This window comes from Streptomyces sp. NPDC001492, from assembly GCF_053597275.1.
In genome coordinates, this window is record NZ_JBSFHW010000052.1 from 1 (window position 1) to 25020 (window position 25020).

Genomic DNA, 25020 nt, shown 5'->3' on the forward strand with positions numbered 1-25020 from the left:
GAACACGGCAAGAGCGTCGTCGCCGTCGGCGTCTTCAACTCCGGCCTGCTCTCCCAGGACCGCCCCGCCGCGGGCATGAAGTACGACTACCAGGAGGCCCCACCCGCTCTGATCGCCCGCGCCCAGGCGATCGCCGACGTCTGCGAGGCGCACGGCACCAGCCTGCCCGCCGCCGCCATCGCCTTCCCCTCCACGCATCCCAGTATCATCAACGTCACCCTCGGCATGCGGACTGCGGAACAGGTCGGACGAAACGTGCAACTCCATGATCAGCGCGTCCCGGACGCCCTCTGGGACGATCTCCGCGCTCAGGGGCTGATCAGGTCGGACGTGCTCGCGGGGCACGGTGGCGGGAGGGATGCGCGGTGTCTCTGACGGACAAGGCCATCGAGCAGATCCGGGAGCTGATCCGCACCGGCGCGCTGCCGCCGGGCTCGAAGCTCCCCCCGGAGCCGGACCTGGCCGCCCAGCTGGGGCTGTCCCGCAACCTCGCCCGTGAAGCGGTCAAGGCACTGGCCGTCGCCCGCGTCCTGGAGGTCCGGCGCGGCGACGGCACGTATGTGACCAGCCTGCAGCCGAGCCTGCTCCTGGAGGGGCTCGGTGGTGCGGTGGAACTGCTGCAGGGCGACTCGGTGGCCCTGCAGGACCTCATGGAGGTACGGCGGCTCCTCGAGCCGCTCGCCACGGCCCTTGCCGCAACCCGGATCTCCGATGCCCAACTGGCCGAGGTCAAGAAGCACTTGGACGCGATGCGCGAGGCCAGCGACGACGTCGAACAGCTCAACGCGCACGACGCCGCCTTCCACCGCGCCGTCGTCTCGGCCACGGGCAACGAGACCCTCCTCACCCTCCTGGAAGGGATCTCCGGCCGCACCCTGCGCGCCCGTATCTGGCGCGGTCTGGTCGACGACAAGGCCGCGGGCCGCACCCTCGCCGAGCACGAGGCGATCTTCAACGCCCTGGCCACCCGCGACGCCGCCCTCAGTCAGGCCGCGGCACTGCTGCACGTGAGCAACACCGAGCAGTGGCTGCGGGAACACCTGCGCTCGGGCGAGCCCCTCCTCTTCGGGACGGCAGCACGGAAGTGACGGTGCCGGGCGAGGGCGCCGCATCGTGTCCAGGACCGCAAAATTAGCCGCCTTATCAGGTGCGCTCTCAGGCGATTGGGCGGCTTTCCTGCCGAGAACTGATGGCGTGCGCGGGCGATGAAAGGCGGGAGGTCTCACAAATGAGGTTTGCCGGATTCTTTGGTTGACAAGGTCAGGGGTTCGACTCTCCAGAATGAGTACGACTCATATGTCTCTGCGGTATGATGCCCTTGGCTTGGCAGCGATCAGTCGCGGTCTCAGAAGTCACCCTGGAGGCAGAACCGATGGACGACACGCCCGCAACCGAAACGGTCTTGCCGGAGCAGGCCGCTTCTGCCGTGCCGCCGGCGGCGAACGGTGCGGGTGAACAGAGTGAGTACCGCCCCGGCTACGAGATCGTGGCGGAGCAGATCCTCGAGTTCATCGCCGAAGAACGTCTGGAGGCGGGCGACCGGCTCCCCACCGAGAACGACCTGGCCCAGACGCTGAACACCAGCAGGGCGGTGGTGCGGGAGGCCGTGAAGATCCTCTCCGCGCTGGGGCGGGTGCGGGCCCACAAGGGGCGCGGGCTGTTCGTCGCAGATGACGAGGGGATGCTCATCACCAGCCGGTGGGGAGGGTTCTTCCGTCCCGTCGACCTCGACCACGTCCTCATGCTGTTCGAGTTCCGCAGGGTGCAGGAGATGTCCGCGAGCAGCCTGGCGGCCACTCGTGCCACGCCGGCCGAGCTGCGCACCATCGAGGTCGCCATGCAGCAGTGCCGCCACGGGTTCGAGCACGGTCAGGTGGACGTGTTCAACCAGGGGGACGAGGACTTCCACGGGGCCGTCGCGGCCGCGTCGCACAATACGTTCCTGGTCAGTGCCGTGCGCGACGCACGGCGTCTGCAGCGGCAGTCCAGTGCCATCGGTATTCACGACACCTTCAGCGCGGATACGCAGCTCGCGGTCGAGGAGCACGAGGCGATCTACCGCGCCATCCGTGACGGTCGCCCCGACGAGGCCGCCGAGGCCACCGCCGTACACCTCGACCGAACGCTGGAGGACTACCGGCGGGAGATCCAGCGCCGCCTGTTCGGATAACCGGCCCGCCCCACCCACGCAGTTCACGGGACTCCCTGGCAGCGGGGCTGCGACGGCAGGCTCGTCTCCTGTGACCCATCGCCGATGATGTGATCATGAGAGTCGGGAACAGGCCGAGGAAAGGGCAATGGCGAAAGAGCGAGTGACGGTGTGCGTCCCGCCGTGCGACCCGGGGGACGTCGTCGAGGCCATCGGCGCGGCCATGGCCCGGTACGACTACAACCGTGACGACGGAGTCGGCGATCCGGACGACGAGACCTGGTGGGACTACTGGCAGATCGACGGCCGGGGCTGCGAGTTCCTGGTCGTCCCCGGGCACGAGGACGATCCGCGCCTCATCCGGGGTGCCGAGTCCGTGAGCGGAGAGCCGCGCAACGTTCCGCCTTCACTGTGCGACGGCGGGCCACGCGCGCTGCTGGACCTTGAAACGCCGCGTTCGCAGGCGGCCGCAGAAGCACGCCGAGCCTTCGAAGCGTGGCAGGACTTCTCCGCCGCCTACCCGCCGACCCGGCCATCGAGCCATTTCTGGGCCAGGCACTACGCCGACCCCGAGGGCTACCCGCGGGCACAGCTCCTGGAGGACTACCGCACCCAGCCGGCCATTGTGGCGCTCAGGGACAGCCCCGAACTCCGGGAGCTGATCGGCGGGGACCCGGCTGCCCGCCTGACCGGTGACGTCGAAGCGTACGCACGGGCAGCCGCCGACGAAGCCCTCCCCTCCAACGCCCTGCTGACCCTGGACGGCCGCTGGCTGGACGTCGCGAACTCCGAGCGGCGCCGCTACTTCAACGACTACCTGGACGCACTACCGGACGACGCGTACATCGTCCGCGTGCTCTACCACGGATGAGGTGCGCGTCCGCCCCCATGCGCCTGGTTGCCTGGAGCGCAATGACGCCTCCAGGCAACCGACTTCAGGCTCTAGAAGAACCCAAGTTTCTTTGGGCTGTATGAAACCAGAATGTTCTTCGTCTGCTGGTAGTGCTCCAGCATCATCTTGTGCGTCTCGCGCCCGATCCCGGACTGCTTGTAGCCGCCGAAGGCCGCGTGCGCCGGATAGGCGTGGTAGCAGTTCGTCCAGACGCGGCCCGCCTGGATCGCCCGGCCCGCCCGGTACGCGGTGTTGATGTCCCGCGTCCACACGCCCGCACCGAGGCCGTACAGCGTGTCGTTGGCGATCTTGATGGCGTCGTCGAAGTCGTCGAAGGACGCCACGGAGACGACCGGGCCGAAGATCTCCTCCTGGAAGATCCGCATGCGGTTGTCACCCTCGAAGATGGTGGGCTGGACGTAGTAGCCGCCCTTCAACTCGCCGTCGTACTCGATGCGTTCACCGCCCGTGAGGACCCGGGCGCCTTCCTGGCGGCCGATGTCGAGGTAGGAGAGGATCTTCTCCAGCTGGTCGTTGGAGGCCTGGGCGCCGATCATCGTGTCGGTGTCGAGGGGGTGCCCGGGCTTGATCAGTTCGGTGCGGGCGACCGCCCCCTCGATGAACTCGGCGTAGTTGCCGCGCTGCACGAGCGCCCGGGACGGGCAGGTGCACACCTCGCCCTGGTTGAGCGCGAACATGGTGAAGCCCTCAAGGGCCTTGTCGCGGAACTCGTCGTTGTGCGCCCAGACGTCGTCGAAGAAGATGTTGGGCGACTTGCCGCCGAGCTCCAGGGTGACCGGCTTGATGTTCTCCGAGGCGTACTGCATGATCAGCCGCCCCGTCGTGGTCTCACCGGTGAACGCCACCTTCGCCACCCGCGGGCTGGACGCGAGCGGCTTGCCCGCCTCCACGCCGAAGCCGTTGACGATGTTCACCACACCCGGCGGCAGCAGGTCCGCGATCAGGCTCATCCAGTAGTGGATCGAGGCCGGCGTCTGCTCGGCGGGCTTGATGACGACCGCATTGCCCGCGGCGAGGGCCGGGGCGAGCTTCCACACCGCCATCAGGATCGGGAAGTTCCACGGGATGATCTGCGCGACGACGCCGAGCGGCTCGTGGAAGTGGTACGCCACGGTGTCGTCGTCGACCTCGCCGAGCGAGCCCTCCTGCGCACGGATCGCGCCCGCGAAGTAGCGGAAGTGGTCGATGGCGAGGGGGATGTCGGCGGCCAGCGTCTCACGCACCGGCTTGCCGTTCTCCCAGCTCTCGGCGACCGCCAGTTTCTCGAGGTTCGCCTCCATCCGGTCGGCGATCTTCAGCAGGATGCTTGAGCGTTCGGTCACCGACGTGCGGCCCCATCCGGGGGCGGCCGCGTGCGCGGCGTCCAGCGCCCGCTCCACGTCCTCCGCCGTGCCGCGCGCGATCTCCGTGAACGGCTGTCCGTTCACCGGCGACGGGTTCTCGAAGTACTGCCCGCGGGCCGGCGGCACGTACTCGCCCCCGAGGAAGTGGTCATAGCGCGCCTGATAGGAGACGATCGCGCCCTCGGTGCCGGGCGCCGCGTAACGGGTCATGCTGGTCTGCCTCCTTCGAAGCGCTGCCCGCCGTTGGGCAGCTCCCGTCGGGAGGCTAGGGACGGCGACGTTGCAACTACGTTGCCGCGAGCACCGGGGGATCCACGCCGGGCTACGCCGATGCCGGCTCCCTGGCGGCCGGTGTGGCCGGCTCGTCGCCCGTCGTCCGTCGTGCTCAGGCGGCCCGAGCGGTTGGCGGGGCGGGTGGTCCGCGCCGGTGGTTGGGAGCGCTTCGTTCGCCGTGGTTCCTCGGTGGAGGGTGGTACGGGGTCGGGCGGCGGGTGGGGCGGGCCGGCTCTCCAGTGTGGTGAGCCGGGCCCGGGTGGTTGGCGGCGCGGGGCTGGGTGGTCAGCGCCGGGGCCGGTAGTGCTGCCGCGGCGTGGTTCCTCGGCGCTCGGTGTGTCCGGCTCGTTCTCCGGGCGTGCCGAGGCGGCCTCGGGTGGCCGTCGGGGCGGGCGGTCAGCGTCGTACGCCGGCAGCGCTGCGGCGGCGTGGTTCTCCGCCGATCGGTGCCGTCAACTCGCCCTCCAGCGCGGCCAGTCGGGCCCGGACCGTCGCCGTCGGCCGGACCGTGGCGAGAGCCCGCCACACGTCGAGGTCGTCCTCGCCCCACGGTGCGTGCGCCCAGTCGGCCAGCAGGTCGGGGTCGCGGCGGGCGACCAGCGCCGTGCGCAGGGCGTCGGCGAGCCGGTGCCTGAGCCGCACCACCGCCGGGGCCTGGGAGCCGGGCAGCAGCGGACCCGCGTACGCCGTCGCGGCCGCCGTGACCGCACCGGTCTCCAGACGCCGCTCGACGACGGCCACGTCGCACTCGACGGGCACGGTCAGCCGGTACGGCCGCGAGGCCAGCAGCCCCGGGCCCAGGAGCCTGCGCAGCCGGGCCAGTTCGGCGCGGAGCGTCACCGGCGTCACCGACTCGTCCTCATACAGTGCGCACAGCAGCTCGTCTCCGGTCAGCCCCTCCGGATGACGGGCCAGCAGGACGAGGATCTCGCTGTGCCGGCGGCTGAGCCTGATCCTGCGCCCGCCGGTGAGAAGGTGCGCCTCGTCCCGGCCGAGCGCCGTCAGCTCGGGCACGTCGACGGCGGGCCGCTCCGGGGTGAGCAGCGCCAGCTGGGACTCGGCGGCGCGCGCGACCGCCTGCACGAAGCCCAGGCTGTGCGGATGCGCGAGACCGTTACCGCCGGTGATGTCCACGGCGCCGAGCACCCGCCCGGTGCGCGGATCGTGCACCGGAGCCGCCGCACACGTCCAGGGCTGTACCTGCCGGATGAAGTGCTCGGCCGCGAAGACCTGAACCGGCCGGTCGACGGCGACCGCGGTCCCCGGCGCGTTGGTGCCCATCGCCGTCTCCGCCCAGCGGGCGCCCGGAACGAAGTTCATCCGCCCCGCGTCCCGCCGGGTGGCCGGGTGGCCCTCGACCCACAGCAGCCTGCCGTTGGCGTCGCACACCGCGAGCAGGTGCTCCCCGTCGGCCGCGAACGTGCCCATCAGCTCACGGAACAGCGGCATCACCCGCGCCAGCGGATGCTCGGCCCGGTAGGCGCCGAGGTCTCCGTCCGCCAGTTCCACGCTCGCCGTGCCGTCGGGCCCCACCCCGGCCCGGGCGGAGCGCCGCCACGACTCGGCCACCACCGCACGCACCGGACGCGTCACCGTGCCCGCCTCGGTGAACGTCTCGTGCGCGCGACGCAGCATCCGCGCATGCTCGGCAGGGTCGGCCCCCGGCTCCAGGGCCACCCACGGATCGGTCAACTCGGCCTCCCCGAAAGGTGTTGCGGCTGAGGACATCGTCACTCCCGGTGCCCGCGCCGACAACCGTTTCGACCAGGCCACCCGAATGACGGCCCGCCCACCGGGCCAACGGTCCCTCCGTCGGGGCCGGTCGTCTCCCGCGGCGGTCAGCCGAGGCCGACGAGCTTCATGTAGCGCGTCCAGTCCCAGTGGGGCCCGGGGTCGGTGTGGTCCGTCCCCGGCACCTCGTAGTGCCCGATGATGTGGTCCCGGTCCTTCGGGATGCCGTACTTGGCGCAGATCGCCGCGGTGAGTCTGGCCGACTGTCCGTACAGGGCGTCGGTGAAGAATGCGGGCCGGTCCACCCAGCCCTCGTGTTCGATACCGATGCTGCGCGTGTTGTAGTTCCAGTCGCCCGCGTGCCAGGCGATGTCGGCCTCCCGCACGCACTGCGCCACATGCCCGTCCGCCGAGCGCACCAGGTAGTGCGCGGTCACCTTCTTCTCCGGGTTCCGGAAGATGGTGAGCGCCTTGGCGTACGTCTCCTGTGTGACATGGATGATCACGCAGTCGAGGGGATAGGTCGCGGGGCGGTCCGACGCCGTGTAGTTGGACCTGCTCGCCGGCCGCCACTCCGCGCCCGGGTAGTCGACGGTCTGGTCCTGCGCCCCGGCCCGCACGTCGTGAAGCGACGCGTACGGGACTGCGGCGAGGGCGGCACTCTTCAGGAACCGCCGTCTGGATGTACTGGGTCCTGCCCGTTCCATGAAGCCGTGCCTTTCGGTCCGTGGGGGAGGCTCAGCCCCGCAAAGTCGTCGCGATCTCGCGCAGCTGTGCGTGCACGCCGCGATGAGTCTCGCGCGCGGGCAGCCACTGTTTGCGGATCTTGGCCACGCAGGTGTAGTTGGTGTCGCACACATTGGCCAGCGGTGACTCGACCGCCTGGGTCGCGAACTGGTAGGCGTCCAGCTCACTGAAGCCGTAGTCGCGCACCAGCCACTGCACCAGGTCGAGCTGCGATATCCGGAAGGCGTCCTCCAGCGGGCGGGCCGAGCCCGTCGAGATGATGTGCGTGTCCGACTCGATGCGCGGCCAGGGCGTCGCGAGCCCCTTGAGCAGTTCCACGATCACCACGGTGTTCATCGCGCACTCGACGGCGACCCCGCAGGTCTCGCCCTCGCCCTGCCGTGCATGCCCGTCGCCGAGGCTGAGCAGCGCGCCCTCCACGTTCACCCCGAGGTAGCAGGTCACGCCGGCCCGCATCTCGGGCGTGTCCATGTTGCCGCCGTGCGCGTCGGGCACCAGGGCCGAACGGACCTCGAGATTGGCGGGGGCCACGCCCACGGTGCCGTGCATCGGGTCCATGGGCAGCTCGGCCTCGATGTCACTGTCGTGCGCCCGGAACAGCGCCGTGCGCCGGGAGCGGTCGAGCTGCCAGATCCACACGGTCTCCGGCAGCGGCGGCTGGAGTGTGGCCGTGGTGTGCGTGGAGGTGAGCGCACCGAACAGCGGGACCGTGGTCGAAGCGGCCCAGTCGCGGGCCGGTTCGACGGACACGAAGTGCACGGCGACGGTGTCACCCGGCTGCGCCCCTTCGACGTGGAACGGTCCGGTCTGCGGATTGAGGAAGGGAAACTCGCACACCTCGGACACCAGGTCCTTCTCGGAGCGCACCCGCCCGGCGAAGCAGTCCTCCGTGTACAGGTCGAGGACCGTGCCAGGCGCGATGCGTGCCACGGGCGGTGCGCCGCCGAACGTCCAGGCGTACTCGCCCGGCCGGGGCCGGACGGTCAGGATGCGGGGGTCGCTCATGGGCGTGCTGCTCCGTTCTGCGCAGGATCGGCGGGGGAGGGGTCGTCGAGGTGGACGCGGGCGGTCTCGGATATCCGCTCGGGATGCCGCCGCATCAGCACCAGCAGCACCAGGACGCCGGCAGCCATCCACACGGCGACGATCGGTCCTGCATAGGACACCGGGGCCGTCAGCTCGGTGACGAAGTCGAACACGGGCAGGCCGGCCGCGGTCAGCAGCGCGGGCACGAAAGCGACGATGCCGACCAGCGGCAGCAGCAGATGCCGTACCGGTTTGAGCAACTCCCGTCTGCGGCGCAGGAAATAGCCGGCGCAGGCGAGGTTGACGACGATGTAGACGCCGATCACGACCGTGACGATCACCGTGGCGAGCAGCAGGAAGGCCGTCACCGGGTCGTAGCCGAACCCGAGCCCCAGCACGGCACCGACCGCCACGACGGTCTGCACGGCGATCCCGGCGACGGGCGAGCGGTATCTGGGGTGAAGGGCGGTGAAGAGACGCGGCAGGACGCGGACACGGGCCAGGGCGAAGGCCGTTCGGGTGGAGACGTTGGCGCACGCGTTGGCGTTGGCGATCGTCGAGTTCACCACGGCCAGGAACACCAGCACCCAGAACAGGCCGAACGACGTCCGTGCCACGCCCTCCCAGGAAGCGGCGCCGGAGGCCCCGAACTTCGCGAACCGGTCCGGCCCGAAGTACACCGTCATGGCGTAGGTGGTGACCACGTAGAACAGGCCGATCCCGAGCGCCGCGCCGAGCACCGCCCGGTGCATCGTGCGGCGCGGGTTGCGCGTCTCCTCGGCGAGCGGAGCCGCGGCCTCGAACCCGGCGAAGGCCAGCACCGTGTACACCGACCCGGCGAAGACCCCGCTGAATCCCTGGTAGCCCCCGGCCGTGTGCGAAGTGCCGAACACCGTAAGGGTGTTGGCCGCTCCCGCCTTGCCGATCAGCCAGACGGCGAACACCAGGAAGACCAGGACCTCGAAGACGCCCAGGACGGTGCCGAAGCGGGCCGAGGCACGCACCCCGAAATACCCCGCGGCCGCGATGATCGCCGCACCCGCGAGCGCCCACGGCCACCACAGGTCCGCCGGATACGAGGACCACTCCTGGTGCAGTGTGCCCGCCGTGGTGAAGCCGAGTTGCAGGAGCAACAGCGGCGGTACCAGCGCCTCCACGAACACATAGCCCCAGCCGACGAGGAAGCCGACCGCCGGATGCAGTCCCTGCGCCGCGTACGTCGACACCGAGCCCGCCGCCGGCAGCTCACGCGCCAGCTCGGCCACGCAGGACGCCGTGAACAGACAGGCCACCAGCGCGATCAGCACGGCGAGCGGCAGACTCCCGCCGGCGAAGGCCGCACCCGACGGAATCGACGCGGCGACGGCTGCGGCCGGCGCCATGGCCGTGATGCTCTGGAACAGCACCTCGCGCAGCCCGATCGCGTCGCGCCTGAGACCCGCGTCCGCCGCCACATCCCCCGACATGTGAATCCCCCTCAATCCACGCCGACTTGCCCGACACCACCCGACCCCGCGGGAGTGCCTCGCGTGAATCACGGTACGGCGCTTGCGAGTTGGGCAGAAGGGCGCAGTGCGCTTCGGTGGACGACGGCGGAAATGTGGAAAACCCGGTCACCCGCAAGGGTGAAGCCGCACGGCTGGATGCGACCTATTGCGTACGCCGCAGGCTTGCCGAGAGGTGGTGCTGCAACGGCCGGCCGACCGCCGCGAGGTCGAAGGCGAAGGTGAGGGCGTCCTCGTCGGCGAGGGTGTAGCGGCGGCGGGTGGCGGTGACCTCCTTGGCGGTGGGGGTGAGGGCCACGTTGTGGGTGGAGAGGTCCACCGTGCCCCCGCCCGCCTGACCGACGGCGATCTCCGCAATCCCCGTGGGCTGGGTGATCAGCGCCTCCACCCGGCCCTCGGGCTGAAGCCGCCACCAGCCGCTCTCCCGGGCCGCAGGACGCAGCGGCGCGCCGTCGGCATCGAGCAGCCAGGCTCGGGCCTCGTAGCGGAGGAAGGGGCGTCCGTCATGACTGAAGACGACCTCCTGCCCGTACGCGAAGTCCGCGTCGAGTGTCGGGTAGCCGCCCTCGCCCCGTCCCCGCCAGGTGCCCAGCAGACCGAGTACGGGCGCGAGCAGGGGGTGCGGTGCGGGCGGTGCAGCCGGCCGGTGGCTGTCGGGGTACGGGTGCTCCGCTGCGGGGTCGAACACGGTTGCGCTCCTCGGATCGTGCCGGTGCCGGGGAAAGCCTAGGCGGGCGCAGGGTGCTCATCGGGAACAACAGCGCGGGTGCCGGGATCAGATCCATTCGGCCACCGGTGCGTGTGCCGCGGTCAGGCCGGTGCGGCTACCGGTGCGCGTGCCGCGATCAGGCCCGTTCGGCCACCGCCGCGGGGTCGTCCAGAACCGCTCGCACCACCGAGTGCGCCGCCCCGAGAAGCGGCCCCTCCGGGCCGAGCCGCGACACGGACACCGGGCAGGCCGGGCCCGCGGTGCGCCGGTCCAACTCGGCCTCCAGCGACGGCAGCAGCCAGGGCGCAAGCCCGGCCAGTGCGCCGCCCAGCACCACGCTCTCGGGGTCCAGCAGGTTGACCGCCCCGGTCAGCGCGATGCCGAGCGCCCTGCCCGCATCCCGCAGTGCGCCCCGTACGGCCTCGTCACCCTCCGCGGCACGGCCCGCCAGCAGCCCGACCCGGTCCTCTCCCGGCTCCAGGCCCGCCGCACGCAGCACCGCCTCCTCACCGGCGTACTGCTCCAGACAGCCGCGCCCGCCACATGGGCACGCGGGCCCCTCCGGCTGCACCGGCACATGCCCCAACTCGCCGGCGAAACCACGCGTTCCGCGCAGCAGACCCCCGGCCACGACGACCGCCGCGCCGATACCGATCTCCGCCGACACGTGCAGGAAGTCGTGCGGGGTGCGCTCGCCGAGCCAGAGTTCGGCGAGCGCACCGAAGTTGGCCTCGTTGTCGACGGCCAGCGGGATATCGGAGGGCAGCAGCGCCCCGATGTCGGTGTCGTGCCAATCGAGGTTCGGGGCGCGTACGACGGTGCGGGCGTCACGCGCCACCAGGCCCGGCACCGCCACCGCGAGGCCGGCGGGCCACAGCCCCTCGCGCTCCGCCTCGGCGACCACCCGACGTACCAGCCCGGTGAGTTCCTCGATCACCGGCCCGGGCAGGCGGCCGCGGTTGGCGCCGTGCCGCACGGCACGCGCGCGTACCTGTCCGCGCAGGTCGACCGCACAGACCGCGAGGTGGTCCACGCCGATCTCGGCGCCGATGCCGGCGGGGCCGTGCCCGCTGACGGCGAGCGCCGAGCCGGGACGGCCCACCCGTGCGGGCCGCTCGGGGCCCAGCTCCTCCAGCAGTCCGGTGCGTATCAGCTCGTCGACGAGGGTCGACACCGCGGCCCGGGTCAGGCCGATGCGCGAGGCCACGGCGGCACGGGAGAGCGGTCCCTCGGCGCTGACCGTGTGCATCACCCGGGCCAGATTGCGGCGGCGCATGCCCTGCTGGGTGTCGGGCAGCACCCGACCCGGGCCGGTCGGGTGGGCCTCGTGCAGCGGTGCGGTCATGCCCCCGTCCTCAGCTGTCGGTGCTCCGCTCCAGCAGCGGGGCCGCGTCGGAGAGTACCCCGGCGATCCTCGCCAGCGTCGCCTCGTCCCGGTCCACGGCCTCAAGCACCGGGCCCGCGGCGGTGTTCCAGCGCCGGGCGACCGCGGCCGGATCCTCCCCGGTCAGCAGGCCCGCCGCCTGCGCCGCGGCGCCCAGCGCGACCAGCTCCTTGGCCTGGGGCACCTGGACCGGGCGGCCCGACAGACGGCGCACGGTCTGCTGCCAGGCCGTGCCCCGGGCGCCGCCACCGATCAGCAGCAGCGGGACCGAACGGTCCGCGTCCTCGTCGAGGACCAGGTCCAGCGCGCCGAGCAGGGAGTGCACGGCCCCGTCGTAGGCGGCCTGCAGGAGCTGGCCGCCGGTGGTGTCGTGCCGCAGCCCGTGCAGCAGACCGGAGGCGCCGGGCAGGTTCGGGGTGCGCTCGCCGTCCAGGTAGGGCAGCAGCGTGACGGCGGTGGTCGGCTCGACGGCCTCGCGGTCCAGGCCCAGCAGCGCTGCCACGCGGTCCACGGCGAGCGTGCAGTTCAGGGTGCAGGCCAGCGGCAGCCAGTCGCCGTGGGCGTCGGCGAAGCCCGCCACCGTGCCGGTCGGGTCGGCCGGGCGCCGCTTGGAGACCGCGTACACCGTGCCCGACGTGCCCAGACTGAGCACCGGGGTGCCGGGGCGCAGCCCGAGGCCGAGCGCCGCGGCGGCGTTGTCACCTGTCCCCGGAGCGACCAGGGTGCCCTTGGAGAACGGCAGGTCGTGGCTGTCGCGCACGGTGCCGGCCACCTCGCCGGGCCGCACCACCCGGGGCAGCAGTGCGGGATCGAGCCCCACGTGCGCGAGGGTCTCCTCGTCGTAGGACTCCGTGCCCGAAGCCCACCAGCCGGTGCCGGAGACATCGCCGCGGTCGGTCGTGCCCTGCCCGGTCAGCCGCTCGGTGAGGTAGTCGTGGGGCAGGCGCACCGCCCTCGTCGCGCGGACCGCCTCCGGCTCGTTCTCGGCCAGCCAGGCCCATTTGGTGACCGTGAAGGACGGGCCGGGCACGCTGCCGGTGCGCTCCGCCCAGGCCTTCGGGCCGCCCAGCTCCTCGACCAGGCGGCGGGCCTGCGGCGCCGAGCGCACATCGTTCCAGAGCAGCGCCGGGCGCACCGGCTCGCCCCGTTCGTCCAGTGTGACCAGGCCGTGCTGCTGCCCGCCGATCGAGACGGCGGCGGCCTCGTGCGCCGCGTCGCCGCACTGGTCGAGCGCCTGGCACAGGGCGTCCCACCACTGGCGCGGGTCGCTCTCGCGGCCGGCCCCGGAGGAGACGGTGTGCGGTGCCTGACCGCTCGCCACGACCTGACCGGTGGCCGCGTCGACGACGAGCGCCTTGGTGGACTGGGTGGACGTGTCCACGCCGACGACGAGCGGACCCTCGGCTGCTGACATCGGGCTCTCCCTTTTTCCGCGGCTCTGCGGCTCTGACCTGCTGATTCGAGGGTTCCCGGGCCATGGTGACCCGGAACCTGACCCCTTCGGGGACATCTTGTCCCTTCCCAGGGATGCGTCCGCATACTAATTTGTAAACCGCCATGACGAAATAGTCGCAAGGCAACGGTCGCAAACGAGCAAGGAGCCGCGGCATGAGCTACCAGCCCACCCCCGAGGACAGGTTCACCTTCGGCCTGTGGACCGTCGGCTGGCAGGGAAGGGACCCGTTCGGCGACGCCACGCGGCGTGCCCTCGACCCGGTCGAGACGGTGCAGCGCCTGAGCGAGCTCGGCGCCTACGGGGTCACCTTCCACGACGACGACCTGATCCCCTACGGGTCCTCCGACACCGAGCGCGAGTCGCACATCAAGCGCTTCCGCCAGGCCCTCGACACGACCGGCATGACCGTGCCGATGGCCACCACCAACCTCTTCACCCACCCCGTCTTCAAGGACGGCGCGTTCACCGCGAACGACCGCGAGGTGCGCCGCTACGCCCTGCGCAAGACCATCCGCAACATCGACCTCGCGGTAGAGCTCGGTGCCAGGACCTACGTCGCCTGGGGCGGCCGCGAGGGCGCCGAGTCCGGCGCCGCCAAGGACGTACGCGTGGCCCTCGACCGCATGAAGGAGGCCTTCGACCTCCTCGGCGAGTACGTCACCTCCCAGGGCTACGACCTGAAGTTCGCCATCGAGCCCAAGCCGAACGAGCCCCGCGGCGACATCCTGCTGCCCACCGTCGGCCACGCCCTCGCCTTCATCGAGCGCCTGGAGCGCCCGGAGCTGTACGGCGTCAACCCCGAGGTCGGCCACGAGCAGATGGCGGGACTGAACTTCCCGCACGGCATCGCGCAGGCCCTGTGGGCGGGCAAGCTCTTCCACATCGACCTCAACGGCCAGTCCGGCATCAAGTACGACCAGGACCTGCGCTTCGGCGCCGGCGACCTGCGCGCCGCGTTCTGGCTGGTCGACCTCCTGGAGAGCGCCGGTTACGCGGGCCCGAAGCACTTCGACTTCAAGCCGCCGCGGACCGAGGACCTCGACGGCGTGTGGGCCTCGGCCGCCGGCTGCATGCGCAACTACCTCATCCTCAAGGAGCGCGCGGCCGCCTTCCGCGCCGACCCGGAGGTCCAGGAGGCCCTGCGTGCCTCGCGCCTGGACCAGCTCGCCCAGCCGACCGCCGCGGACGGACTGCAGTCCCTGCTCGCCGACCGCAGTGCCTTCGAGGAGTTCGACGTCGAGGCGACCGCCGCGCGCGGGATGGCCTTCGAGCACCTCGACCAGCTGGCCATGGACCATCTGCTGGGGGCTCGCGGCTGAACGGCACGCGTACGCGTGCGTGCTTGATCCGTGTGAGCACGCGCGCGTGCCCGGCAGATCCCCGCTCGGAATGCCCCGGAACCGTTCGCTCCATGGCATGGGGCCGTACCAACTTCCGAGCGGGGGTCGCTGCCTGCCCGATCTGCGGCGACCCTGGACGGTATGGCCATACCGCCGGTACCGCCTCAACCGCCCGGACCGCCGGGTGACGCCCCGCCACCCGGCGGCGGGTTCGGACCACCTCCCACCTACAGCGACGGGCGGCCGCCCCCGCCACCGCCCAGGCGACGACGCAACCCGCTCTTCGTCCTGCTGGTCGCCCTCGCGGCGGTCGCCGCAGTGGTCGTCGTCGTCCTGATGGCTTCCGGCCACGACGACTCGCCCGACAGGAAATCACCCGACAACGCCAGCGCGAGCTCCGGCCGCACGCCGTCGCCGTCCCTGACCATCCCGACAGAACTGCCGAGCAAGCTGCCCAGCCGGTTGCCTTCGACGCTGCCCAGTGGACTGCCGAGCAGTGTCCCGAGCGACCTCGAATCGCTGATCCCCTCCCTGGGGGGCCTTGAGCTGCCGTGACGTGAAGCCGGGCACCGTGAGAAGACACCACACGATGCCAACGGCCAAGCAGGGAAAGTGAGTTCATGGGGGTGACCGGCCACAGGTTCGGGCCGGACAGTGGGGACATGCACATCGTCTTCTTCATGACCCTGCCCGGGCTGGTCATCGTGCTGACCCTGTTGGCCTTCGTCGACCAGCTGCTGATGCGCGCGGGTCGGGCCGGAGTGCTGCCGTGGCGCAACAGCGCACGTCAGGGGCAGATAACTGCATGCGAGTCTTTCCCCGGGCAAGCAGCATGAGGTGAAGGAACGGCAGTCGTCACTGGTCATGCCGGACAACGAGGACGACGGCGCTCCGCCGAACAGGACGACGGTTGACCTGACCGCGGGGACGGCGGTCGTACGGATGCCGCGCTCCACGCGGCAGGTATCGCCCGACCGGTGATGGCACCGCGCTTGGGGTCCTCGTCACGGGACATGTGGTGGTTCGTCGCGGGGGTGTGGGGGCGTAACTGGCCGACGGGGTTGTTCGCCATTTCGTCGGCCGGCCGGTGGGTCGGTGGCCGTATCTGATGGGTGGGTACGGGGCGCCGGTTGGCGCCCGGCGCCCATCGACTGCCCTGGTCGCTGCACTTGCGCCGTCCATGCCAAGGCTCTATAACGTCTCCTGCAGGTATCGGCGGGGATGGCCGGAAATGGCAGTTGCCGCCGACCAGGGGGGATCCTCGGCTCCGTCGCCATCGGCATCACTGCCCGCAGACCGACGGAGACCCAACCATGACCAACGACGCATATCGTGCCGCCCTGACCCGTCTTGCCACCGAGCCGGCCTTCCGTGCCGAGCTCGACGGTGACACCGGGGAGGTGGCGCGAAGACTCGGCCTGTCGCCCGCCCAGGTTGCCGAACTCCGCTCCCTCCGCGTCGAGTCCGCCACCGACGGGGGACCGGCCGCTCTCGACCCACGCCTGTCCAAGTCGTCCCTGTTCTTCGGAAGCGCGGCGCACGCGCTGGCGCACCACGACGTCGCGGCTGACCACGCCGTCCCGGCCGACCACCAGGCCGCGGTGACGCACGAGGCCTCCACGACCAACGCCGTTCCGGCGGAGCAGATCCCGGGCGACCACGATGCGGGTGCCCCGGCCTCCACCGAGCAGGGCTACGACCTGGCAGGTCCCGCCGAGCACCCGGCCGCCCCCGGAACCCACAGCCTGCTCGGCGGCTCCCTGCTGGACCGGTCCCCGGCCGAAGTGACCGGCGCGCTGGACCAAACCGGCAACTTCGGGGACTTCGGAGGGTTCGGGGAGCATGTCGGCGGTGGCGCCGAGGGGGGCTTCGGTGACTTCGGGGCCGGGGGCGACGCCGGGTTCGGTGGTGCCGAAGGGGACTTCGGCGGGTTCGGTGGCGGTGCCGATGGCGGCTTCGGCGGTGCCGGCGGCGGGTTCGGAGACGGGGGTTTTGGCACCGAGGGCTTCGGTGATGGTGGTGCCGGTTCCGGTGGGTTCGGCGACTTCGGGGGCCATGGCGGCTTCGGCGGTGCCGGCGGGGAAGGCGGGGACGCCGGTCACTTCGGTCACGGCGGTATCTACGACCGTGACGGCGGCGAAGGCGAAGGCGGCGGCGGTGGGGGCGGCGGCGAGGGCGGCGGCGACTCGGAGAACTCCAATCGTCCCAGTGGTGGCGGTGGCCACGGTGGTGGTGGCGAGGGTGGCGGCGGCGAGGGTGGCGGCGGCGGCGAAGGCGGCGGCGACTCGGAGAACAGCAATCGTCCCAGTGGTGGCGGTGGCCACGGCGGTGGTGGCGAGGGTGGCGGCGGCGAGGGTGGCGGCGGCGGTGGCGAGGGCGGCGGCGACTCGGAGAACTCCAATCGTCCCAGTGGTGGCGGTGGCCACGGTGGTGGTGGCGAGGGTGGCGGTGGCGGTGGCGAGGGCGGCGGCGACTCGGAGAACTCCAATCGTCCCAGCGGTGGCGGTGGCCACGGTGGTGGTGGCGAGGGTGGCGGCGGCGGTGGTGAGGGCGGCGGCGACTCGGAGAACGTCGGTCGGCGTCCCGGCGGTGTCGGTGAGCCCGGCGGTGGCAACCGCATCATCGTCCAGGGTGGCCTGCCCACTTCGGACGGCGGTGACCATGGCATCATCGTCCAGGGCGGCCTGCACGCCTCGGGCGGCGGTGACCACAGTGACCACATCATCGTCCAAGGCGGCCTGCCCGCCTCCGGCCTCGGAAACGCCGCCACGCACCTGCCGGACTCCGGCCCCGCCACGGAAGGCGACGAAGGCTTCAACGGCGGTACGTTCCTCAGCGGTTCCGGCGCAGGCTGAGCCACCGCATGCTCTGCCGTGTCTGCCGCGTCCATGTGCGGCGCGACTTCCCGTACTGCCTGCACTGCGGCACCCCGCGCCGGGGCGCCGCACCGACCTCGTTCGCCGCACCCCAGCTGCGCGGCCTCGACGACCCCACGCTGTTCGTCGCGCTGACCGGCCCGGTCACCACGCTGGGCCGGGGCGAGGACAACGACGTGGTCCTGTCCGACACCAGCGTCTCGCGCCGCCACGCCCGCATCGTCCGCACGGCTGAGGGCTTCCGGATCGAGGACCTGGACTCCTTCAACGGCACCGCCGTCGGCGGCGTCGACCTGCACGGCGGCGCGGCCGGCCTCGCCGACGGCACCGAGTTGTCTGTGGGCGACGTACGCCTGGTGTTCGAGCAGCCTCGCGACACCCGGATCGGCTCGCGCACCATGGTCGTAGGCACCCAGCTGACCGATCTGCCCACTGCCGGACAGGCCGGGCAGGAGGAGGCCCCCGAGGCGAACGGCCCGCTCACGGCGCGTCCTCGCCGCCGCTCCGGCTGGGCCCTCAAGCAGGTCCCCACCGAACGCGGCGCCCCCCGCTGGGTGCTCAGCAGCACCCGCACCGGCCGCTATCTGGAGCTCGACGAGCGCCAGGTCTTCCTGTGGCATGCCGTCGACGGCGAGAACACCGTACGGGACCTGCTGTTCGCCTACGCCGACCGCTACGGCGAACTCGCCCTGCCCCGCATCGAGTCCGCGCTGGCCGCGTTCGCGGACGCCGGGCTGCTGCGTGGCCTGCCCGGGCGGCCGGAGGAGGAGCAGCCGAAGGGATGGCGGCGGGTGGCGCGTGCCGTGTACCGGGCGCTGCTGAAGCTGGAGGTGTCCGTCCCCGGCCTCGACCGGCTGGTGACCCGGCTCTACCAGGCTTTCGGCTGGCGGCTGTTCACCCGGACCGGGGTGCTGCTGGCCTGGCTGTCGGTGGGCGGCGGCCTCCTCGCGTTCTTCGCCGCGCAGGGCCGGCACCGTCTGCTGGACTTCGGCGGAGCGGGCGTATGGGGCCCGGTCCTGCTGGCCGCCGGATATGTGAGCGCGCTGCTGGTCCACGAGCTCACGCACGCGCTGGCCGTGAAGTCGTACGGCCGCAAGGTCAGGCGCGGCGGGTTCCTGCTGATGATGGGCATGCCGTTCGCGTTCGTGGACACCAGCGACATGTGGTTCGGCTCCCGCTGGTCGCGGGTCGTGGTGGCGCTGTCGGGGCCGTTGTCCACGGCGGCGCTGGCCGGGTGGTGTGCCACGGGCGCGGCCCTGCTGCCCGCGGGACCCGCCTCGGCCGTCCTCTACCACCTGGCCTTCGGGCTGTACCTGAACACCCTCTACAACTTCAACCCGCTGATGCCGCTGGACGGTTACCAGGCGCTGACCGATGCCCTGCGGGTGCCCCGGCTGCGCGAGGAGGCGAGCGCCTACTTCCGCGCGGGCCTGTGGCGGGACCTGCGGGCGGGCAGCCGGCCCGGCCCCCGTCAGGCAGGCCTGGCCGCCTATGGTCTCGCGGTCGTGGTGGGCACCTACGGCTTCCTCGGTCTCGCCCTGCTGGCCTGGCGCTCCCGCATCGGTGACCTGCTGGACGGCCGCCTGGCCGAGCCGTGGCGCACGGTGATCGAGGCGGCCGTGGTCGCCCTGGTCGCCTTCCCGGTGTGGTCCGCGCCCGCGCGCCGGCTGCTGCGCCGGATACGGCGCCGCCGGGACGCGAGGCATGTACCGCAGGGCGCGGCGCTCCCCGCGCCGGTGGAGAGGACCGCATGACCCAGGACACGCACGCCGAGGGCGGTTGGGCCGTACCCGGCTACACGCCCGTCCGGACGCTCGGCGAAGGAGCCGGCGGCCGGGTCGTCCTCGCCCGGCACACCGCGACCGGCGTCCCCGTCGCCGTCAAGTACCTGAGCGAACGCCTGCGCGCGGACCGGGAGTTCCTGGCCCGTTTCCGCGCCGAGGCCCGCCTGCTCGGCGAGCTGCGGCACCCGTGCGTGGTGCGGCTGTACGAGTACGTCGAGGCCCGCGCCGGCGCCGCGATCGTGATGGAGGCGGTGGACGGCGTCAGCCTGCGCCAACTGCTGCGCCGGCACGGCGCGACCGGCCCCGAGGCCGCGCTCGTCCTGCTCAAGGGCTCCCTGCTGGGGCTGGGCGCGGCCCACACGGCCGGGGTCGTGCACCGCGACTACAAACCGGAGAACGTCCTGGTCCGCGCCGACGGCACCAGCGCGCTCGCCGACTTCGGCATCGCCGTGCGCAGCGGCCGGGAGACCGACGTCGAGGGCACGCCCGCTTATATGGCGCCCGAACAGTGGAACGGCGAGCCCGCCGGCCCGGCGGCCGACGTGTACGCGGCGTCCGTGGTGTTCTTCGAGTGCCTGACCGGCAGGCGGCCGTTCCCCGGCGACGACATGACCGCACTGCGCCTGCAGCACCTGCGCGCACCGGCCCCGCTGGACGACGTACCCGCGCCGGTGCGTGCGCTGCTGCGCGCGGGTCTGGCGAAGGACCCGGCGCACCGGCCCGGCGTCGAGACGTTCCTCGCCGACCTCGAACGGTCCGCCGCGGAGGGCTACGGCGCCGACTGGGAGGAGCGCGGCCGCCGCCGGCTGGCCGAACTCGCCGCCCTGCTCGCCCTGCTGTTCCCGTTCACCACGACCGCGACCCTGGAGAGCCCGGCCAGTGCGCTGACCCTGCTGGGCCGGCTGAAGCGCGGGGGATGGAGGGTGGCGACCGGCGGGGTGGCCGCGCTGGCGGTCGTCGCGGGCGGAGCGACGTACGCGACGGGCCGCCCGCACGAGACGTCGACGACGGTGGCGAGTTCCACACCCACTCTGGTCAACTCACCCACGGTACCCGGCACTTCACCCTCCCCGTCCACCTCGGCGAGCAGCGCCCCGCCCACGGCCGACACCTCGCCCACCACCACCCCCTCGGACAGCCCGTCGTCCTCGCCCACGCCGTCCACGAGGACCACCGCACCGGCCGGGACGCCGACCGCCGAGTCCCCGGGCCCGGCCACGCCCGGCACGGTCACCCTCACCATCGGCTCCTGGCGGCGTGGACAGAATCCCGGCACGCTGATCGCGGCGGTGACCGTCGAGACGACGGGCACCGGTCCGCTGACCGTCACCGCGAACTACTACGTCGACACACCCGCCGACTCGTACGGCTCCCGGTCCCAGCGCCTGTCCGGGAGTACGCGGTACGACCTGACCTTCGAGGCCGACTTCTCCAACCACCCTTGCCGCGGCACCTGGTACGTCTCGCTCAGCAGCGACCCGGCGGCAGCGAACGGTCCCCAGACGGCCTCCCTGGACGCACCGCCGTGCTGACGAGGCTCCCGAGAGACCCGAGAGCCATGCCCCGCCGCCATGAGAACGGATCAACATGACGACAGCCACCACAGTGGCCGGCCGGCCCCTGTCCGGCTGGTCACGGCACACGCCCCACGGCACCTGGTACGCCCTGCTCCCCGCCCGGTCCGGCGAACGCGCCCTCGGTGCGCTGTGCGTCGACCGCGCCCTGCTGGCGCCCGAGGGCACACGCGAGCGCCTGGCGGCCGTGGTCCTCGCCACGGCGAAGCTCAGGCTGCCCGGCCTCCTCGGCACGGTCGACCTGGTGGCCGAGGCCGGTGAGGTGTGGCTGCTCACGGCTCAGCCGCCGGCCCCCACCCTGGCCGACGTCCTGTCGTCGGCAGGCGGCCCCGGCCAGGACGCGGGCAGCGCGGGCAGCATCCTCAACGAGACCGCGCAGACCCTCCTCGCCCTGCGCACGGCAGGCCTGCCCCACGGCCCACTCGGCCCCGACACCGTCGTCATCGCCCCGGACGGTGTCGCGCTGCTGGCCGAGGCGGAACTGGGCGCGGTGCTGGGCGACGCAGCCGCCGTACCGGTGTCGGGCGACGCCCCGCACGCCGACCGAGGGGCAGCAGCCTGGGCCGCCCTGGCTCGCACCCTCCGTGCCGCCTGGACGCAGCCCGGATCACCCGCGGCGGACCTGTTCGCCCGCTGTGCCGCCACCGCCGAGGCGCAGGGGCTGGCGGCGGCCAGGGCCGCGCTGGTCGCCGGACGGGCGGCGCTCCCGGCGGACTTCCTGCGCCGCACGGCGCTCCGGGCGGCGGCGGCCGCGTCGACCCCGCAGTTCGCGCCGCCGAAGGCACCGGCACCGGCCGTCACCGTGGCCCCCGGGCGCCCGGCTCCACCGACGGACCCTCACCCGGCGCCGCACACAACCGAATCCGCGTCGCGTCCTACTGTCCCCGACCCTTCGTCCCGCCCATCAGCCACCGTCGGCCCACCGCCCACGGCGGACCGCGCCCTGGCCGCAACAGTCCCGGACCCACGCGCCTCCCCGGCCGCCCCCGGACCTCACCCTTCAGCCGTCGCGGACCAACCCACCACGGTCGGCCGCGCTCACCGTTCCCATGCCCCGGACACCCAGGCGACCGTCCTCGGCAAGCGCAACCGTGTCGTGCTGCCTCCGGTGGAGGCAGGGGAGGACTCAGGCGGGATCCTGCTCCGGTTCGGGCCCGGGGTCCCGGTGGAGGAGCAGGACGCCCTGCGCGCCCGATGGCGGACCGAGGCCGCGGGTGCTGCCTCTTCCCGCCCGCGGCGCGGACGACGGGGCTGGATCGTCAGCACCGCGGTCGTCGCGGTCGCCGCCGTCCTGCTCTGGCTGCTGCTGCGCCCGGACCCCGCTCCGGAGGTCGTCGCCGTCCGGGTCCAGGCCCCCGCCGGGCCGTTGCACTGCGGTCAGACGGCCGACCTGATGGGTGTCGTCACCACCGACGGGCACGGCGGCCCCGTCACCTACCGGTGGCTGCGCGCGGACGGTCAGGACTCGGGCGAGCTCGTCCGCACCGCCGACCGCGGTGAGCGACGGGTCAAGGTGCACCTGCGCTGGACGGTCCGCGGTCCGGGCCGCTTCCGGGGGACCGCCCGTCTGAGGATCGCCCACCAGCCGGCCCCGATGGAGGCGAAGGCGAGCTTCACCTACGTCTGTCCCTGAGGCGCCTCTCCTCAAGCCTGCCTTGCCGACGTGAGCCGCGTCGCATCGGAGCGGGCGAGACTTGCTATGCAACGAGTTGCATAGAAGGATCGACGGCATGGCGCTCGAACACGCGATCTTGGTGTCGCTTCTGGAGAAGCCAGGCTCCGGCTACGAGCTGGCCCGGCGCTTCGAGCGGTCCATCGGCTACTTCTGGACCGCGACCCACCAGCAGATCTACCGCGTGCTCAAGCGCATGGAGAACGACGGCTGGGTCGACGTCCGGGACGTCCCGCAGCAGGGCCGGCCGGACAAGAAGGAGTACTCCGTCGCCGACCTCGGCAGGGCCGCGCTGTCCTCCTGGCTGCAGGATCCGATCGAACCGGAGAGCGTCCGCCACGACCTGGCCGTGAAGATCCGCGGCGCCGCCTTCGACGACCCGGCAGCCCTCGTCCGCGAGGTGGAGCGGCACCGCCAGGCGCACCGGGACCGGCTGACGCACTACCTCGCAGGAGAAGCGCGCGACTTCACACCCGAAGCAGCCACGGCCGGTCCTGATGCGCCGCTCGACGCGGAGCGAGAGCTCCAGCACGTCGTGCTGCGCGGTGGCATCGCGTACGAGCGGATGATGATCGACTGGCTGGACGACGTCCTCGCCACGCTGGCCCGCTTCGGTCCCGGCCGCTGATCGCCGCCGTTCCCGCCGCCGCCCCTCCCCGTCCGCCGCTCCTCCCGGTCCCGATCCGGCCCGTCCAGCCGTCCAACCTCCCGTCTCCCGCCCGTCCACCAGCCGAAAGGCGTCATCCCATGGCCGACCAGCTGCTGTTCAACCCGCGCACCTACGACCCCGCGCACTTCGACCCCGAGTCGCGCCGCTTGCTGCGTGCCACCGTCGACTGGTTCGAGGAGCGCGGGAAGAGGCAGCTGATCGAGGACTACCGGACCCGCGCCTGGCTCGGCGATTTCCTCGCCTTCGCAGCGAAGGAGAACCTGTTCGCCACCTTCCTGACGCCGTCCTCCGCCGCGGGGGAGGAGGAAGCCGACAAGCGGTGGGACACCGCCCGGATCGCCGCGCTCAACGAGATCCTCGGCTTCTACGGCCTGGACTACTGGTACGCCTGGCAGGTCACGATCCTCGGCCTCGGCCCGGTCTGGCAGAGCGACAACGCCGCCGCCCGCGCCCGCGCCGCTGAACTCCTCGCCCAGGGCGAGGTGTTCGCGTTCGGCCTGTCCGAGAAGGCCCACGGCGCCGACATCTACTCCACCGACATGCTGCTCGAGCCCGACGGCGACGGCGGCTTCCGCGCCACCGGCTCCAAGTACTACATCGGCAACGGCAACGCGGCCGGACTCGTCTCCGTCTTCGGCCGACGTACCGACGTCGAGGGCCCCGACGGCTATGTGTTCTTCGCCGCCGACAGCCGTCACCCGGCCTATCACCTGGTCAAGAACGTCGTCGACTCCTCGAAATTCGTCAGCGAGTTCCGCCTGGAGGACTACCCCGTGGCGGCCGAGGACGTCCTGCACACCGGCCGCGCCGCCTTCGACGCCGCGCTCAACACCGTCAACGTCGGCAAGTTCAACCTGTGCACCGCCTCGATCGGCATCTGCGAGCACGCGATGTACGAGGCCGTCACCCACGCCCACAACCGCATCCTCTACGGCCGCCCCGTCACCGCCTTCCCGCATGTGCGGCGTGAGCTGACCGACGCGTACGTCAGGCTCGTCGGCATGAAGCTGTTCAGCGACCGCGCCGTCGACTACTTCCGCTCCGCCGGCCCGGACGACCGCCGCTACCTGCTCTTCAACCCGATGACGAAGATGAAGGTGACCACCGAGGGCGAGAAGGTCATCGACCTGATGTGGGACGTGATCGCGGCCAAGGGCTTCGAGAAGGACAACTACTTCGCCCAGGCGGCGGTGGAGATCCGCGGCCTTCCGAAGCTGGAGGGCACGGTCCACGTCAACCTGGCGCTGATCCTGAAGTTCCTGCGCGGCCACCTCCTGGACCCGGTCGACTACCCCGCCGTACCGACGCGCCTCGACGCGGCCGACGACGACTTCCTGTTCCGGCAGGGCCCGGCCCGCGGTCTCGGTTCGGTGCGCTTCCACGACTGGCGGCCCGCCTTCGACACGTACGCGCATCTGCCGAATGTGTCCCGTTTCCGCGAACAGGCCGACGCACTGTGCGAGTTCGTCGCCACGGCCGCGCCCGACGCGGAGCAGAGCCGGGACCTCGACCTCCTGCTCGCGGTCGGTCAGCTCTTCGCCCTCGTCGTGCATGGACAGCTCGTCCTGGAGCAGGCCGCCCTGACCGGCCTCGACGAGGACGTGCTCGACGAGCTCTTCGCCGTTCTCGTACGGGACTTCTCCGCGCACGCCGTCGAACTGCACGGCAAGGACTCGGCGACCGAACAGCAGCTGGCATGGGCGCTCGGTTCGATCCGGCGGCCGGTCGTCGACGAGGCACGCACGGAGCGGGTCTGGCAGCGGGTCGAGTCGCTGTCCGGCGCGTACGAGATGGCCCCGTAGGCGCGCATCACCGCCGGTGGCCGCGCCGCGTAGGCCCGGCCGCCGATCGGTAAGGGGATGGTGCAG

Annotated in this window: 19 protein-coding genes and 2 pseudogenes; 13 read left to right on the top strand and 8 right to left on the bottom strand. The window is 72.0% G+C overall.

Features of this window, described 5'->3' with window-relative positions; translation table 11 throughout:
- The 4 genes and pseudogenes from ACWC1K_RS42235 to ACWC1K_RS42250 all read left to right on the top strand — a co-directional run.
- Positions 1-375 (top strand): annotated as a pseudogene (locus ACWC1K_RS42235) (aldo/keto reductase); the annotation flags it as partial.
- Complete coding sequence (locus ACWC1K_RS42240) at positions 366-1088, top strand: FadR/GntR family transcriptional regulator (RefSeq protein ID WP_450838640.1); 723 nt, start codon at positions 366-368, stop codon at positions 1086-1088. The pseudogene ACWC1K_RS42235 and the gene ACWC1K_RS42240, both read left to right, overlap by 10 nt.
- A gap of 284 nt (positions 1089-1372) precedes the next feature.
- On the top strand, positions 1373-2170 hold the full coding sequence (locus tag ACWC1K_RS42245; RefSeq protein ID WP_450838642.1) for a FadR/GntR family transcriptional regulator: 798 nt from the start codon (positions 1373-1375) through the stop codon (positions 2168-2170).
- Between the two features lie 127 nt (positions 2171-2297).
- The gene (locus ACWC1K_RS42250; protein WP_450838644.1) at positions 2298-3020 is read left to right on the top strand and encodes a hypothetical protein; all 723 of its coding nucleotides are present in this window, start codon (positions 2298-2300) and stop codon (positions 3018-3020) included.
- A gap of 71 nt (positions 3021-3091) precedes the next feature.
- Here the strand turns inward: ACWC1K_RS42250 and exaC are convergent, their stop codons facing one another.
- The 8 genes from exaC to xylB all read right to left on the bottom strand — a co-directional run bounded on the left by exaC (position 3092) and on the right by xylB (position 13194).
- A complete protein-coding gene (gene exaC / locus ACWC1K_RS42255; RefSeq protein ID WP_450838646.1) occupies positions 3092-4615 on the bottom strand; it encodes an acetaldehyde dehydrogenase ExaC in 1524 nt (507 codons plus the stop codon).
- 459 nt (positions 4616-5074) lie between these two features.
- Positions 5075-6406, bottom strand: a complete 1332-nt coding sequence (locus tag ACWC1K_RS42260) for a GAF domain-containing protein (protein WP_450838648.1) — start codon at positions 6404-6406, stop codon at positions 5075-5077.
- A 110-nt stretch (positions 6407-6516) separates the two neighbouring features.
- Positions 6517-7116 carry an N-acetylmuramoyl-L-alanine amidase gene (locus ACWC1K_RS42265; protein WP_450838649.1) on the bottom strand — a complete coding sequence of 200 codons (600 nt, stop codon included), beginning with the start codon at positions 7114-7116 and terminating at the stop codon, positions 6517-6519.
- A gap of 31 nt (positions 7117-7147) precedes the next feature.
- Positions 7148-8161 carry an acetamidase/formamidase family protein gene (locus ACWC1K_RS42270; RefSeq protein WP_450838651.1) on the bottom strand — a complete coding sequence of 338 codons (1014 nt, stop codon included), beginning with the start codon at positions 8159-8161 and terminating at the stop codon, positions 7148-7150.
- Positions 8158-9648, bottom strand: coding sequence for an APC family permease (locus ACWC1K_RS42275; protein ID WP_450838653.1), 1491 nt, complete (start codon positions 9646-9648; stop codon positions 8158-8160). The genes ACWC1K_RS42270 and ACWC1K_RS42275 overlap by 4 nt, the downstream gene beginning before the upstream one ends.
- A 184-nt stretch (positions 9649-9832) precedes the next feature.
- The gene (locus ACWC1K_RS42280) at positions 9833-10375 is read right to left on the bottom strand and encodes an FABP family protein (protein WP_450838655.1); all 543 of its coding nucleotides are present in this window, start codon (positions 10373-10375) and stop codon (positions 9833-9835) included.
- Between the two features lie 157 nt (positions 10376-10532).
- Positions 10533-11741, bottom strand: coding sequence for an ROK family protein (locus ACWC1K_RS42285; RefSeq protein ID WP_450838656.1), 1209 nt, complete (start codon positions 11739-11741; stop codon positions 10533-10535).
- 10 nt (positions 11742-11751) lie between these two features.
- Positions 11752-13194 carry a xylulokinase gene (xylB, locus tag ACWC1K_RS42290; protein ID WP_450838657.1) on the bottom strand — a complete coding sequence of 481 codons (1443 nt, stop codon included), beginning with the start codon at positions 13192-13194 and terminating at the stop codon, positions 11752-11754.
- Positions 13195-13388: 194 nt separating this feature from the next.
- Between xylB and xylA the strand changes: the two genes are divergently transcribed.
- The 9 genes and pseudogenes from xylA (at position 13389) to ACWC1K_RS42335 (ending at position 24954) form a co-directional block, all read left to right on the top strand.
- Positions 13389-14555 (top strand): xylose isomerase, encoded by a 1167-nt coding sequence (gene xylA, locus ACWC1K_RS42295; protein WP_450838659.1) that lies wholly within the window; start codon positions 13389-13391, stop codon positions 14553-14555.
- A gap of 162 nt (positions 14556-14717) precedes the next feature.
- Positions 14718-15131, top strand: a complete 414-nt coding sequence (locus ACWC1K_RS42300; RefSeq protein WP_450838661.1) for a hypothetical protein — start codon at positions 14718-14720, stop codon at positions 15129-15131.
- A gap of 107 nt (positions 15132-15238) precedes the next feature.
- Positions 15239-15557 (top strand): annotated as a pseudogene (locus ACWC1K_RS42305) (DUF6191 domain-containing protein).
- 332 nt (positions 15558-15889) lie between these two features.
- On the top strand, positions 15890-17431 hold the full coding sequence (locus ACWC1K_RS42310) for a hypothetical protein (RefSeq protein WP_450838663.1): 1542 nt from the start codon (positions 15890-15892) through the stop codon (positions 17429-17431).
- Positions 17432-17439: 8 nt separating this feature from the next.
- On the top strand, positions 17440-19206 hold the full coding sequence (locus ACWC1K_RS42315; RefSeq protein WP_450838664.1) for an FHA domain-containing protein: 1767 nt from the start codon (positions 17440-17442) through the stop codon (positions 19204-19206).
- On the top strand, positions 19203-20768 hold the full coding sequence (locus tag ACWC1K_RS42320; RefSeq protein WP_450838665.1) for a serine/threonine-protein kinase: 1566 nt from the start codon (positions 19203-19205) through the stop codon (positions 20766-20768). Before ACWC1K_RS42315 ends, ACWC1K_RS42320 begins: the two co-directional genes overlap by 4 nt.
- A gap of 55 nt (positions 20769-20823) precedes the next feature.
- Positions 20824-22443 carry a hypothetical protein gene (locus ACWC1K_RS42325; RefSeq protein WP_450838667.1) on the top strand — a complete coding sequence of 540 codons (1620 nt, stop codon included), beginning with the start codon at positions 20824-20826 and terminating at the stop codon, positions 22441-22443.
- Between the two features lie 97 nt (positions 22444-22540).
- Complete coding sequence (locus ACWC1K_RS42330) at positions 22541-23110, top strand: PadR family transcriptional regulator (RefSeq protein WP_450838669.1); 570 nt, start codon at positions 22541-22543, stop codon at positions 23108-23110.
- A 119-nt stretch (positions 23111-23229) separates the two neighbouring features.
- Entirely contained in the window at positions 23230-24954 is a 1725-nt protein-coding gene (locus ACWC1K_RS42335) for an acyl-CoA dehydrogenase family protein (protein WP_450838670.1), read from the top strand.
- Positions 24955-25020: the final 66 nt, after the last annotated feature.